Consider the following 13,959-nt stretch of genomic DNA (forward strand, 5'->3'; position numbering starts at 1 on the left):
CATTTTCTTCGCTCCATCGTTGAACAGTGGGCGCAACGATATCGGGGCATGGCGGCCGTGACCATCGACAATAATCGCCGCCTTCCCCAAGAAAAACCTATGCCTGCACCATGCACCTGCCACTCAACGCCCTGCGCGCGTTCGAAGTCTCGGCGCGGCACCTGAACCTCACGCGCGCGGCCGAAGAGCTGCATGTGACGCAGACGGCCGTGAGCCAGCACATCCGCAACCTGGAGGAGCGCCTGGGCAAGCCGCTGTTCCGCCGGTTACCGCGCGGCCTGGCCCTCACCGACGAAGGGCTTGCGCTGCTGCCGGCGCTGACCGACGCCTTCGGCCGCATGGAGCAGGCGCTGGCGCAATTCAGCGATACGCGCCCGCGGGAGGTGCTCACCGTGGGGGCCGTAGGCACTTTCGCCGTGGGCTGGCTGCTGCCGCGCCTGCGCGACTTCCACCAGCAATGCCCGTTCGTGGACCTGCGCCTGCTCACCAACAACAACCGCGTGGACATCGCGGGCGAAGGGCTGGACTGCGCCATCCGCTTCGGCGACGGCGCGTGGCACGGCACCGAGGCCGACCGGCTGATGGACGCGCCGCTGTCGGCCATGTGCTCGCCCGCCCTGGCTGCGCGGCTGCACACGCCGGCCGACCTGGCCCGCGAGCCCCTGCTGCGCTCCTACCGCACCGACGAATGGGCCGCCTGGTTCCTGGCCGCCGGCGTGCCCTGCCCGGTCGTGCGCGGCACGGTCTTCGACTCGTCGCTGGCCTTGGCCGAAGCGGCGGCCCAGGGCGCGGGCGTGGCGCTGCTGCCCACCCGGCTCTTCGAGCGCGAATTGCGCCAGGGCCGGCTGGTGCGGCCGTTCGGTGCGGATATCGCCCTGGGTGCGTATTGGCTCACGCGCCTGCGTTCGCGCGCGCCGTCTTCGGCCATGGCGGCTTTCCGCGCGTGGCTGGTGGGCGCCTGTACCCCAGGACGCCCGGCCGAAGGCAGCGGCGCCGGCCACCCTTGACGCCAGGCCCGCCCGCTTATCATCCCCGCCCCATGCCCGAGATCCTCACCGCCGCCCTCTACCACTTCGTGCCGCTGCCCGACTGCGAGGCACTGCGCGGCCCGCTGCAGGCCGAATGCGATCGCCACGGTGTGCGCGGCCTGCTGCTGCTGGCGCCCGAAGGCATCAACGGCACCATCGCCGGCCCCCCTGAAGGAGTGCAGGCCGTCCTGCAATGGCTGCGTTCCGACGTGCGGCTGGCGTCGCTGCGGCACAAGGAAGCGCGCGGCGACCGCATGCCGTTCTACCGCATGCGCGTGCGCATCAAGCGCGAGATCGTCACCCTGGGCGTGCCCGGCGTCGACGCGGCGCGCGATGCCGGTACCTATGTGAAACCCACCGACTGGAATGCGCTCATCGACGATCCGGAAGTCGTGGTGATCGATGTGCGCAACGGCTACGAAAGCGGCATCGGCAGCTTTGCAGGCGCTGTGCGGCCCGATACGCGCAGCTTCACGGAATTTCCCGCCTGGGTGGCCGAGCAATCCGCCCCGGGCGGGCTGCTGGACGGCAAGCCGCGCGTCGCCATGTTCTGCACGGGCGGGATCCGCTGCGAGAAATCGACCGCACTCCTGCGCATGCAAGGGTTCGAGGAGGTCTACCACCTCGAGGGCGGCATCCTCCAGTACCTGGAAGACATTCCGGCCGAACTCACCCGTTGGGAAGGCGATTGCTTCGTCTTCGACGAGCGGGTGTCCGTCGGGCACGGCCTCGTCCCCGGGGCGCACCGGGACCTGTGCCGCTCCTGCCGCATGCCGCTGGGCCCGCAGGAGCTGGCCTCGCCGCATTACCTCGCCGGGGTGCGGTGTCCCTACTGCCATGGCACGCGCCCGGCCGCGCAGGAACACGCGCTGGCGGAACGCGAGCGCCAGATGGCGTTGGCGCGTGCCCGCGGCACGGACCACCTGGGCGTACGCCAGCCCGGCACCGGGCCACGCACCGCCGAAGACTTGCCCGCCGGGGACCGTGCCATCCTTTCTGACCCGCTCTCCACGGAGCCCGTGCCGGTGCTCTACACCTTCCGCCGCTGCCCCTTCGCGATCCGGGCACGCCTGGCCCTCGCGGCCAGCGGCCAGCGCTGCGAATGGCGGGAGGTGGTGCTGCGCGACAAGCCGCCGGAGTTGCTGCAGGCCTCGCCCAAGGCCACCGTGCCGGTGCTGGTCCTGCCGGATGGCCAGGTGCTGGAGCAAAGCCTGGACGTGATGCGCTGGGCCCTGCGCCGCAACGACCCCCTGCGTTGGCTGGAGACCGGTGACCCGCATGCCGTCTCCGACCTGATCGCCGCGTGCGACGGCCCGTTCAAGCAGGCGCTGGACCGCTGCAAGTACCCCGAACGGTACCCGGACACCGCCCCGGAGATCGCCCGGGCCCAAGCGTCCGGCTGGTTGGCAGACCTGGAAGCGCGGCTGGCGCAATCGGCATTCCTGTGTGGCGATCAGGCATCGCTGGCCGATGCGGCATTGATGCCGTTCGTGCGCCAGTACGCGGCCATCGACCGGGTGGACTGGGCTGGCCGGCCATGGCCCCGGCTGCAGGCCTGGCTGGCCGGATGGGAGGGCGGCGCGCTCTGGGACACGGTGATGCAAAAGGCCCCTGCCTGGCGCAGCGGCCACGCTGCGCTGTACTTTCCCGCTTCACCTGCCGGCGCACCGATACAAGCCTGAAATGCCGAAGGGCGCCGACGGCGCCCTTCGTCCTGCTTTGCTGGCCGAGCGCAGGGCGCTCGCGCCAGCGCCCTCAGACCGCAGCGAGCCCGGAGCGTCCCCGGCCGCTGCGCAATGCGCGGGCCAGCAGCACCAGCAACACGACCCCCATCAGCGTGAAGCAGATGAACGACCAGTTCGCGATGGAGCCGCCCAGGAAGGTCCAATCGATGGCGGCGCAATCGCCCGAACCGCGGAAGATCATGGGAATGGCACGGCCGATGGGGAAGTTCTCGATCATTCCGTAGAAATCACGGCCGCAGGTGGCGATTTCCGGTGGATACCACTGCAGCCAGCTCTGGCGGGCCGCCACGAAGGCACCGAAGCCCGAGAACACCAGCGCCAGCACGGCCCAGGTCATCCACCAGCCGCGGCCGCCGCGTAGGCTGGCCAGACCGCTGAAGACCGCCACGCCGATGAGCGCATACCGCTGCACGATGCACATGGGGCATGGCTCCAGCCCCACCACGTGTTGCAGGTACATGCCGAAAGCCAGCATGGCCACGCAGGCCGCGCATATGAGTGCCAGCACGCGGCGCGGCGCGGCATCCAACCAGTTCGAAACCATGGAATCTTGTCCTTGAAAGCCCGGGTCCGCGAGCGGCACCCGGCAAGGTGCTGCGCGTCAGATGCCCGCGGCGTGATCCAGAAAAACCCGGGCGCGGCGCGGTGTGACCACCAGCGTTTCACCCTCTTTGAAACCCTGTTCCCGGAACTGCTGCGCAGGGATCTGCGCTTCGATCAGGGCGTCGGGTTCTGCATTGTCCGCTGGTTTGTGGTCGGCGTCGGGGATAAGTTCCAGCCGCGCGATGGGGCCCACCACGATGGCGCGCGAGAGCTGCGCGACGATGCCGCGCGGCCGGCCATCGGCATCCACGCCCTGCCCCGGCGAATAGCGCTGCACGTCGAGGTCGTGCGGACGCACGTAGGCGAAGGCACTGGCGTTCTGGGCCGAGGCATGCTCTGGCGAGTCGATGGCCATGCCTTCGACGTGCACCAGCCCTTCGTGGGCGCGCCCGCGGAACAGGTTCACGTCGCCCAGGAAGCCGTAGACGAAGGGGCTGGCCGGCTGGTCCCAGACCTCCTGCGGCGAGCCGCTCTGCTCGATGCGGCCCTGGTTGATCACCACCACGCGGTCGGCCACCTCGAGGGCTTCTTCCTGGTCGTGCGTCACGAAGATCGAGGTCACGTGCAGTTCGTCGTGCAGGCGGCGCAGCCAGCGGCGCAGTTCCTTGCGCACCTTGGCGTCGAGCGCGCCGAAGGGTTCGTCGAGCAGCAGCACCTTGGGTTCCACCGCCAGGGCGCGTGCCAGCGCGATGCGCTGGCGCTGCCCGCCCGAGAGCTGCGACGGGTACCGGTCGGCGAGCCAGTCGAGCTGCACCAGCTTGAGCAGTTCGGTCACCTTCTGGCGGATCTGCGTGTCCGAGGGGCGCTCGCCGCGCGGCTTCACGCGCAGGCCGAAGGCCACGTTCTCGAACACCGTCATGTGGCGGAACAGCGCGTAGTGCTGGAAAACGAAGCCGACGCCGCGGTCGCGCACGTGCACATCGGTGGTGTCTTCGCCCGAGAAATGGATGCTGCCCGTGTCCGGCGCCTCCAGCCCCGCGATGATGCGCAGCAGCGTGGTCTTGCCGCAGCCGGAGGGGCCGAGCAGCGCGATGAGTTCACCGGACTGGATGTCCAGGCTCACGTCGCGCAGCGCCTGGAAATTACCGAACTGCTTGCTGATGTTGCGGATTTCGATGCTCATGTCTTTCCCTGTGCTCGTTCAGCGGGATGCGGGGGCGGCAGTGGCAGCCGCGGCGGTCGGCCGTTCGGGGGGCAGGTTGGCGGCGGCCTTGCGCTCCTGTTCGTTGCGCCACTCCGCGAAGGTCTTGATCACCAGAGTGACCAGCGCCAGGAGGGCCAGCAGCGAGGCGGCTGCGAAGGCGGCGACCGACTGGTATTCGTTGTAGAGGATCTCCACATGCAGCGGAATCGTGTTGGTCTGCCCGCGGATGTGGCCCGACACCACCGAGACGGCGCCGAACTCGCCCATGGCGCGGGCATTGCAGAGGATCACGCCGTACAGCAGGCCCCACTTGATGTTGGGCAGCGTCACGTGCCAGAAGGTCTGCCAGCCGCTCGCGCCGAGCACGATCGCCGCCTGCTCCTCGTCGCTGCCCTGCGCCTGCATCAGGGGGATCAGCTCGCGTGCGATGAACGGGAAGGTCACGAAAACGGTCGCCAGCACGATGCCCGGAATCGCGAAGATGATCTTGATGTCGTGCTCGGCCAGCCAGGGCCCCAGCCAGCCGTGGGCACCGAACATCAGCACATAAACCAGGCCCGCCACCACCGGAGAGACCGAGAACGGCAGGTCCACCAGCGTAGTGAGGAAGGCCTTGCCGCGGAACTCGTACTTGGCGATGGCCCAGGCCGCCGCCACCCCGAACACGAGGTTGAGCGGCACCGCGATGGCCGCCGTGATGAGCGTGAGGCGGATCGCCGACCATGCGTCAGGCTCGCGCAGCGCATTCAGGTAGGCACCGAAACCCTTGCTCAGCGCTTCGGTGAACACGGCCGCCAGGGGCAGCACGAGGAACAGCAGCAGGAACGCGAGCGCGGTGCCGATCAGCAGCCAGCGCACCCACGCGGCCTCGGTGGTGCCCGCCTGCGCACGGCGGACGGTACGTGTTGAATAGGTCATGTCCACTTACTTTCTAGGGCGTACGGCGCGTGTCGCAGGCACGGCCCAGGCCAGGGCAGCCGTGGAACGGGCTCCGCCCGGCCACCGGCTGCGTCCCCTCCGAGGGAAGGCGCGAAGCGACTCAGGGCGGGGGTTCATGCGCTTCGGCGCTGCCAGGCCTGCAGCGCATTGATGACGAACAGCAGCACGAACGAGATCACCAGCATTACCACGGCCACGGCCGTCGCGCCTGCATAGTCGTACTGCTCCAGCTTGCCGATGATGATGAGCGGCGTGATCTCGGAAATCATGGGCATGTTGCCCGCGATGAAGATCACCGATCCGTACTCACCCACGGCGCGGGCGAAGGCCATGGCGAAGCCGGTCAGCAGCGCGGGCGTGATGGACGGCAGGATCACCTTGGCGAAGATCTGCCAGCGCGTCGCGCCCAGGCTGGTGGCGGCCTCTTCCAGTTCCTTCTCGGCGTCCTCCAGCACGGGCTGCACGGTGCGCACCACGAACGGCAGCCCGATGAAGATGAGCGCGATCACCACGCCTGCCGGCTTGAATGCGAGCTGGATGCCCAGCGGTTCGAGGTATTGCCCCACCCAGCCGTTGCCCGCGAGCAGCGCGGTGAGCGAGATGCCCGCCACGGCCGTGGGCAGCGCGAAGGGCAGATCGACCAGCGCATCCACGATCTTCTTGCCGGGGAACTGGTAGCGCACCAGCACCCAGGCGATCAGCAACCCGAACACGAGGTTCACAAGCGCGGCCAGGAACGAGGCGCCGAAAGTCAGCCGGTACGACGCCAGCACGCGCGGCGCGCTGATCGCCACCCAGAACTGGTCCCAGGTCAGCGTGAAGGTCTTGAGGATGAGCGCCGACAGCGGAATGAGGACGATGATGCTCAGATAGAAAAGCGTGTAGCCCAGCGTGAGTCCGAAGCCGGGAAGCACCCGCTTGGCGCCGCGGCGGGCACGGGCCGCCTGCGGCGCCCCGGCACCCAGGGTAGAGGTGGCCGCGCCCATGGATCAGCGGCCGCCGGGGGTGTAGAGCTTGTCGAACTGGCCGCCGTCGTTGAAATGCACCTTCTGTGCCTCTCCCAGCGAGCCGAAGTACTTGGCCACGGTGAACTGCTTGAGCGGCTTGAACACGTCGGCATGCTTCTTCAGCACGGCTTCGGAGCGGGGGCGCAGTGCGTGCTGCGCGGCGATCTCCTGCGCCTCGTCGGAATACAGGTAGTCGAGATACGCCTTGGCCAGGTCCGCCGAGCCCTTCTTGGCCACCGTGCGCTCCACGACGGCCACGGGGTTCTCGGCCACGATGCTGACGGACGGATAGACGGCATCGACCTTGCCCTTGCCGAACTCGCGATCGATGGAGAGCACTTCGGACTCGAAAGTGATGAGCACGTCGCCCGTATTGCGCTGCAGGAAGATGCTGGTGGCGTCGCGGCCGCCCTTGCCCAGCACGGGCACATTCTTGTAGAGCTTGCCGACGAACTCCGCGGCCTGGGCTTCGGTGCCGCCCTTTTCCCGCACGTAGCCCCAGGCGGCCAGGTAGGCATAACGGCCGTTGCCGCCGGTCTTGGGGTTCACGACCACCACCTGTACGCCCGGCTTGACCAGGTCGTCCCAATCCTTGATGTTCTTCGGGTTGCCGTTGCGCACCAGGAACAGCATCGTGGAGGTGGTGGGCGACGCGTCGTTCGGAAACTTCTTGGCCCAGTCCTTCGCCACCACGCCGTTGCTGGCCAGGAAGTCGATGTCGGTCGTGGTGTTGAAGGTCACCACGTCGGCCGCGAGGCCGTCGTTGACGGCGCGCGCCTGGGCGCTGGAACCGCCATGGGCCTGATCGATCTTGACCTCCTTGCCGGTCGTCTTCTTGTAGTGGGCGATGAAGGCCTGGTTGTAGTCCTTGTAGAACTCTCGGGCCACGTCGTAGGACACGTTGAGCAGCGTGGCGGTCTGTGCCGAAGCCGTTCCAGCTGTTGCGGCCAGGGCCAGGACGGCCAGGAGGGTCTTGAGTCGTGTCCGGGAATTCATGTGTGAGTCACCCACGGTTAGCTGCGAATGCAACGAATTGTGGGTGCCGGCGCTTCAAACTCAAAAGAATAGATTCTTGTTTATTTATCAAGGAGGCGCATAAAGAGAAGCGAATGCCTGTGCAGCTCCTCGCGGGTCGTTTCAGACCCGAACAGGCCCCATGCCGCCGATTTCATTCAATAGTTTGCTATTAAATTCATAGCGTCATGCAGCAGAGCGTGCCGGCTCCGCCCCGGAACCCATTCCCCAGCCGGCCCCATCGACCAGCGAGTGCAGCAGCGCCCAGCCGAGCGGCCATTCCCCATGGCCCGATTCCACATTGACGTGACCGGCCTGCTGGAGCCGCACGAACTCGCTGCCCCAGGCGCGCGCATAGGCTCCGGCGAGGCGGATAGGGCAATAGGGGTCGTTGCTGCTGGCCACCAGGATGCTGCGATAAGGCAGCGGCGCATAGGGCACCGGCGCGAAATCGCTCAGCACGGCCCGGCGTTCCGGATCGGCAGGCGCCACGAGCAATGCGCCCGTCACGCGCGCGCTGGCTTCCGCGCCCATGTGCACGGTGGCGATGCAGCCCAGGCTGTGGGCCACGATGACCACGGGATGCGGCGCCTCCAGCACCGTGCGCTCCAGCGTCGGCACCCAGGCGTGGCGCACTGGCGTGATCCAGTCGTCCTGCACCACGCGGCTGGCCTGCGGCAGCCGGTCCGTCCACAGGGATTGCCAGTGGCCCGGCCCCGAATCGCGCCAGCCCGGCACGACGATGATCGACACGGGTTCCGGCGCCGCTGCGGCGCCACTGGTGGCGCCAGACAGCAAGGAGCCGTTCGCCACGCTCATGGACGACCTCCTCCGGCACGGCGGGCAAGAGAGCGTGAACAGCGCGGGCGCCTTGGGAGGGAAAACGGTGCGTGGGCCATGGGCGATTCCTCTGCAGTCGGTGCGGACCGATTCTGAGAGGCTGCCTATAAAACCCAAACGACTATATTTTTCTGAATTAATGGGAAAAAGATCTTTAGAAGGGCACTGCTGCTGCCGGTCATGGCGTGTCGGCAGACTGCGCCCCGCTGCGACCCGGGACGCTGTTGAGCCCCGGCACCGTGTCGCCGAGGAAGTCCAGAAAGCTGCGCACGGCGGGGGCCAGCCCGCGCCGTGACGGAAACACCGCATGCACCACGCTGCGCGGGAGCGACCATCCGGGCAGCAGGCGCACCAGCCGCCCGGCACGCACGTCGTCATGGCACATGTAGTCGGGCAGCCAGCACATGCCCACACCCGCCAGGGCCGCGAACCGCAGCGTCAGCAGGTCATCGGCCACGTACCGCGGGGTGTGCTGCAGGACCTCCTCGCGCCCCTCGGGCGAGATGAGCCGCATCGTGGCGCGGCCGTCGGCGGTGGACAGCGCCAGGCTGTCCAGCCGCGCGAGGTCTTCGAGCGTGCCGGGAACGCCCTGCCGCTCGAGCAGCGCGGGGCTGGCCACGATGGTCTGCTGTCCGTCGTCCAGCCGCTTGACCACCATGCTGCCGCTTTCCTCCAGGCTGGGGCGCACGCGCAAGGCGACGTCCACGCCCTCTTCCACCAGGTTGACCACCCGGTTGCTCACCTGCATCTCCAGGCGCACCTCGGGATGCCGCAGCAGGAACAGCGGAACCAACTCTCCCACCACGGCCTGCGCGAGCGTGACCGGGCAGACCACCCGCACCGTGCCGCGTGGCTCGGTCTGCAACTGGGCCACGGTGTCGGCGGCGGCCTGCGCAGCCTCGCGCACGGCCTGGCAATGCCGCAGATAGGCCTCTCCCACTTCGGTCAGCGACAGGCGCCGCGTGGTGCGTTGCAGCAAGCGCACGCCCAGTTGGGATTCCAGCTCCGACACCCGGCGCGAAAGCCGCGATTTCGGCACGCCGAGCGCCCGACCCGCAGCGGCGAATCCGCCGCGCTCGACCACCTCGGCAAAGAACAGCATGTCGTTGAGATCCTGCATCGCGCTTGGCCCATCGTTCCAATATTGCAACAATCTAACGCAGCAAGCCTGACTTATCAATCATTGATGCGCCCTACACAATCTATCCAACCGCGCACCGTCGGGCTCTGAAGCCCAGCAAGGCGTTCCAACCCCTTTTCTCTCCCAGGAGCCTCACCATGCAACTGCTGCACATCGATTCCGCCATCACGGGCCAACAGTCCGTGTCCCGCCAACTCACGGCCCGCACCGTGGCCGCGTGGGTGGCAGCACATCCCGGCACGCAAGTCGATTACCTGGACCTCGTGGCCGAGGCCCCAACCCATTTCACGATGGATGCCATGGCCCCGCGCACCGGCCAGACGGAAGGCCTCAGCGACAACCAGCAGCGCGAGAACGCCGTGTCCGAACGCCTGGTGGCGCAGTTCCTCGCGGCGGACGTGATCGTGGTGGGTGCCCCCTTCTACAACTTCGGCATTCCCACGCAGTTGAAGGCCTGGGTCGACCGCATCGCACAGCCCGGCCGCACGTTCCGCTATGGCGCCAACGGCCCCGAAGGCCTGGCCGGCGGCAAGACGGTGATCGTGGCGTCGTCGCGCGGCGGCGTGTACTCCACCAGCGAAGGCGGCCGCGCCATGGAGCACCAGGAAAGCTATCTGCAGACCGTTTTCGGGTTCTTCGGCATCACGGATGTGCGCTTCGTGCGCGCCGAGGGCGTGGCCATGGGCCCGGAAGCGAAAGCCCAGGCCCTGGCGGGCGCGGAGGCCGACATCCAGGCCCACGCCGCGGCCGCGCTGGCCGAAGCCGCCTGAGCGGCCGCCTCGGGCTCGGCGCACCGGGGTCTCCGGCAGCTCCTGGCCCTTGCCGGCGGCGCGCCGCCTAGCGCAGGTCGAAACGCACGGTGGCGATCTTCCCGCCCCGGGTCACCTGCACCAGTGCCTTGGTTCCGGGGGCCAGCTTGAAAGCGCCCCGCCCCTCCAGCCGGTCGCCGGCGGGGGCCAATGCCACTTCCTGCTTGTCGGCGCCGGCCAGCAGGGTCACCTTGGCGCTGGCCTGGGCCACGTCCACGGGTTTTCCGTGGTCGCGCAGGTAAAGCTGCAGCACATCGGCCTTGGCCACCAGTTCGTAATCCATGTCCTTCACCTCGGCCACGGTGCCGCCGTGCAGGGGTTGGTGCGCATGGCCGTGGGCGTGCTCACCGGCCGCGCGCGCGGGTGCCGAAGCCAGCAGTGCCGAAAACGCGGCGGTCGCCAACAGGGTGCGTGCAAGGGTTGGTTTCATCGGTCGTTACCTCCAGGGGATGGGCAGAGCCATCGTTGAAAAAGCCGCGCCGGGGCGCGGCACAAGACAGGGCCGGCATGCTGCCGGCCCGGGCGGTCAGAAAGCACCGGCCTCCCGGTCGTTCACCAGCCTCTCGGCGGGCTTGCGGCCGAAGAGCCAGAACATCGCGGGCGTCAGGTAGGTATCGAGCAGCGTGGAGCTGATGAGGCCCGAGAAGATCACCACGGCCACGGGATGCAGGATTTCCGTGCCGGGGCGTTCCGCCTCGAAAAGCAGCGGCGCCAGCGCAAAGGCGGTGACCAATGCGGTCATCAGCACGGGGCTCAGCCGCTCCAGCGAGCCACGCACGATCAGCGCGGTGCCGAATTCTTCGCCTTCGGTGCGCATCAGGTTGACGTAGTGGCTCACCTTCAGAATGCCGTTGCGCACGGAAATACCCGCCAGCGTGATGAAGCCGATCAGCGCGGCCACCGACAGCGGCTGCCCGGAGATCCACAGACCCAGCACCGCACCCACCAGTGCGAGGGGAATGTTGGACATGATGAGCGCCGACAGCGCCACCGAACGGTAGCGGCTGTAGAGCACCACGAACATCAGCGTCAGCGACACGATGGACAGCAGCCCGACAAGGCGCGATGCCTCCTCTTGCGCCTGGAATTGCCCTCCCAGGGTGATGAAGGTGCCCTCGGGCAGGCGCGTGTCGGCCACCACGCGGCGGATGTCGGCCACCACGTCGGAGAGCGCGCGGCCCTGCGCATTGGCCGAGAGCACGATGCGCCGCCGGCCATCGTCCCGGCTCACCTGGTTGGGCCCGTCGCTCTCCTCGATCTGCGCCAACCGCGACAAGGGCACGCGGCCCGTCGGTGTCTCGATGAGGACGCGGCCGAGCCCGTCCAGCGAGCGCGCGGTCTCGGGCAGGCGCACCACGAGCGCGAATCGGCGGTTGCCCTCCACGATCTGGGTGATCTTCTCGCCCTCTACCAGACTCTGCAGCGCGGCCAGCACCTGCGGGGTGGGCACGCCATACTGCGCGGCCGCGACGGGGTCCACCCGCACCTTGATCTGCGGCGCCAGCACCTGCTTTTCGATCTCCAGGTCTGCCAGGCCGGGAATGCCGGCCAGCCGGGCGCGCAGCACGTCGGCCTGCCCGCGCAGCACATCCAGGTCCTCCCCGAAGATCTTGATGGCGATCTGGGAGCGCACACCGGAGAGCATGTGGTCGATGCGGTGCGAGATCGGCTGGCCGATGCCGATCGCGGCCGGCAGGGGCGCGAGGCGCGTGCGGATGTCGCCCGTGATCGCGTCCATGCTGCGCGTGAGTTCGGCCGCCGGCTTCAGGCCCACGTCCAGTTCGCTCACGTGCACGCCTTCGGCGTGTTCGTCGAGTTCCGCACGCCCGCTGCGCCGGCCGACGTGGGTGACCTCGGGCACTTCGCGCACCAGGGTTTCGGCCTGCCGGGCGATGGCCGATGACTCCGCGAGCGTCACGCCCGGATTGAGCCGCAGGCCCACGAGCAGCGTGCCTTCATTGAACGGCGGCAAGAAGGTGCGCGGAAAGAGCGGCACCGCCACCGCGGCGACGAGCACCGCCGCGCCTGCTGCCACGAGCGCCGCATGGGGCCGGGCGAGCACCGCGGCCAGGCTGGAGCGATAGCGCGCCTTGAGCCAGGCGAGCATGCGGGTATCCCCATGGTCCAGCGACTTCATGCCGGGCAGCAGGTAGTAGGCCAGCACGGGCGTGATGGTGACGGACACCAGCAGAGACGCCACGGTGGAGACGATGAAGGCCACACCCAGCGGCACGAACAGGCGCCCTTCCATGCCCGGCAGCGCGAAGAGCGGCAGGAACACGAGCACGATGATCACCGTGGCGTAGAGGATGGCCGACCGCACTTCCATCGACGCGCGGGCCACCACCTCCAGCGGGTGCAGGCGGTGGTGCGGATGCCGCGAACGGTCATCCTTCAGGCGCCGCATGATGTTCTCCACATCGACCACCGCGTCGTCCACCAGACCGCCGATGGCGATGGCCAGCCCGCCCAGCGTCATGGTGTTGATCGACATTCCGAAGAACTTGAAGACCAGCGCCGTGACGAAGATCGACACGGGAATGGCCGTCAGCGCGATGACCGTGGGCCGCAGGGTGCCGAGGAAGAAGAACAGGATCACCGCCACGAACACCGATGCGCCGATCAGCTTGCCCTGCAGGGTGTGGATCGATGCCTCGATGAAGCTCGCCTGCCGGAAGGTGACCTTCGGCGCATTCATGCCCGGGGGCAGCGAGGCCTGCATGCCCTCCAGCGCGGATTCCAAAGCACGCGTGAGCGCGATGGTGTCGGCGGTGGGCTGCTTCTGCACACCCAGGATCACGGCGGGAAGGCCTTCGAAGCCGGCATCTCCGCGCTTGATCGCCGGCGCGAAGCTCACCCGCGCCACCTGCCGCAGCAGGATCGGCTGGCCGCCGCGCGCGGTGAGCGCGAGGTTCTGCAGGTCTTCCAGCCGCGAGGTGCGACCCAGGTGGCGGATGAGGTATTCGCGGCCGTTCAGTTCAAGGAATCCGCCCGACGTGTTGGACGAGAAGCCCTTGAGCGCCGCATCCAGATCCGCCAGGGTGATGCCCAGCTCGGACATGCGGGCCGTGTCGGGCTGCACCTGGAACTGGCGCACCTCCCCGCCGATCGGTATCACCTGCGCCACGCCCGGGATGGCCATCAGCCGCGGGCGCAGCACCCAGTCGGCGTACTCGCGCACCTGCATGGCCGACAACGCGGCCTGCGCGGGCGGTCCGCCCGCTGTCCCGGTGCCCTGCCCTCCGATGGGAATGGCGATCTGCAGGATCTCGCCCATCACCGAGCTGACCGGGCCCATGCGCGGCGTCACGCCGGGCGGCAGGCCTTCCTCCATCGCGCCCAGGCGCTCCGAAACCATCTGCCGGGCACGGAAGATTTCCGTGCTCCAGTCGAAAGTGACGTAGATGAACGACAGGCCGGCGCTGGACACGGAGCGCACGCTCTCCACGCCCGGCAGGCCGTTCATCGTCGTTTCCAGCGGGAAGGTGATGAGTTGCTCCACTTCCTCCGCGGCCATGCCGCCCGCTTCGGTCATGAGGGTGACCGTGGGCTTGTTGAGATCGGGGAACACGTCCACCGGGGTGCGCGAAAGCGTGAACGCGCCATAGGCCATGACCACCAGGCTGGCGATGATCACCAGCAGCCGTTGGGCCAGGCTGTTTTCCAGAAGCCACTTGAACATGGGACAG

12 protein-coding genes are annotated in these 13,959 nt (G+C 68.1%); 3 read left to right on the forward strand and 9 right to left on the reverse strand.

Features of this window, described 5'->3' with window-relative positions; all coding sequences use genetic code 11:
• Positions 1-110 precede the first annotated feature (110 nt).
• Complete coding sequence (locus tag BM144_RS04685; RefSeq protein WP_092950156.1) at positions 111-1,007, forward strand: LysR family transcriptional regulator; 897 nt, start codon at positions 111-113, stop codon at positions 1,005-1,007.
• Positions 1,008-1,039: 32 nt separating this feature from the next.
• Positions 1,040-2,710: an oxygen-dependent tRNA uridine(34) hydroxylase TrhO gene (gene trhO / locus BM144_RS23705; RefSeq protein WP_092950157.1), complete on the forward strand. Its 1,671-nt coding sequence runs from the start codon at positions 1,040-1,042 to the stop codon at positions 2,708-2,710.
• A gap of 73 nt (positions 2,711-2,783) precedes the next feature.
• Here the strand turns inward: trhO and BM144_RS04695 are convergent, their stop codons facing one another.
• The 7 genes from BM144_RS04695 to BM144_RS04725 form a co-directional block, all read right to left on the reverse strand.
• Positions 2,784-3,317, reverse strand: a complete 534-nt coding sequence (locus BM144_RS04695; protein ID WP_092950158.1) for a disulfide bond formation protein B — start codon at positions 3,315-3,317, stop codon at positions 2,784-2,786.
• A gap of 57 nt (positions 3,318-3,374) precedes the next feature.
• The gene (locus BM144_RS04700; RefSeq protein ID WP_092950159.1) at positions 3,375-4,499 is read right to left on the reverse strand and encodes a sulfate/molybdate ABC transporter ATP-binding protein; all 1,125 of its coding nucleotides are present in this window, start codon (positions 4,497-4,499) and stop codon (positions 3,375-3,377) included.
• An 18-nt stretch (positions 4,500-4,517) separates the two neighbouring features.
• Complete coding sequence (gene cysW, locus BM144_RS04705; protein ID WP_092950160.1) at positions 4,518-5,438, reverse strand: sulfate ABC transporter permease subunit CysW; 921 nt, start codon at positions 5,436-5,438, stop codon at positions 4,518-4,520.
• 134 nt (positions 5,439-5,572) lie between these two features.
• Complete coding sequence (gene cysT / locus BM144_RS04710; protein ID WP_092950161.1) at positions 5,573-6,445, reverse strand: sulfate ABC transporter permease subunit CysT; 873 nt, start codon at positions 6,443-6,445, stop codon at positions 5,573-5,575.
• Between the two features lie 3 nt (positions 6,446-6,448).
• Positions 6,449-7,462, reverse strand: a complete 1,014-nt coding sequence (locus BM144_RS04715) for a sulfate ABC transporter substrate-binding protein (RefSeq protein ID WP_092950162.1) — start codon at positions 7,460-7,462, stop codon at positions 6,449-6,451.
• A gap of 204 nt (positions 7,463-7,666) precedes the next feature.
• Positions 7,667-8,299: an RBBP9/YdeN family alpha/beta hydrolase gene (locus BM144_RS04720; protein WP_092950163.1), complete on the reverse strand. Its 633-nt coding sequence runs from the start codon at positions 8,297-8,299 to the stop codon at positions 7,667-7,669.
• 199 nt (positions 8,300-8,498) lie between these two features.
• Entirely contained in the window at positions 8,499-9,440 is a 942-nt protein-coding gene (locus BM144_RS04725) for a LysR family transcriptional regulator (protein WP_092950164.1), read from the reverse strand.
• 158 nt (positions 9,441-9,598) lie between these two features.
• Here BM144_RS04725 and BM144_RS04730 point away from each other — a divergent pair, with 158 nt between their 5' ends.
• Positions 9,599-10,231, forward strand: coding sequence for an FMN-dependent NADH-azoreductase (locus BM144_RS04730; RefSeq protein ID WP_092950165.1), 633 nt, complete (start codon positions 9,599-9,601; stop codon positions 10,229-10,231).
• Between the two features lie 67 nt (positions 10,232-10,298).
• Here BM144_RS04730 and BM144_RS04735 read toward each other — a convergent pair whose 3' ends face one another.
• Together BM144_RS04735 and BM144_RS04740 are read right to left on the reverse strand one after the other, a co-directional pair.
• A complete protein-coding gene (locus BM144_RS04735; protein WP_092950166.1) occupies positions 10,299-10,700 on the reverse strand; it encodes a hypothetical protein in 402 nt (133 codons plus the stop codon).
• Positions 10,701-10,796: 96 nt separating this feature from the next.
• The gene (locus tag BM144_RS04740) at positions 10,797-13,952 is read right to left on the reverse strand and encodes an efflux RND transporter permease subunit (protein WP_092950167.1); all 3,156 of its coding nucleotides are present in this window, start codon (positions 13,950-13,952) and stop codon (positions 10,797-10,799) included.
• Positions 13,953-13,959: the final 7 nt, after the last annotated feature.

The organism is Paracidovorax konjaci, assembly GCF_900112675.1.
GTDB classification, from domain to species: Bacteria; Pseudomonadota; Gammaproteobacteria; order Burkholderiales; family Burkholderiaceae_C; genus Paracidovorax; species Paracidovorax konjaci.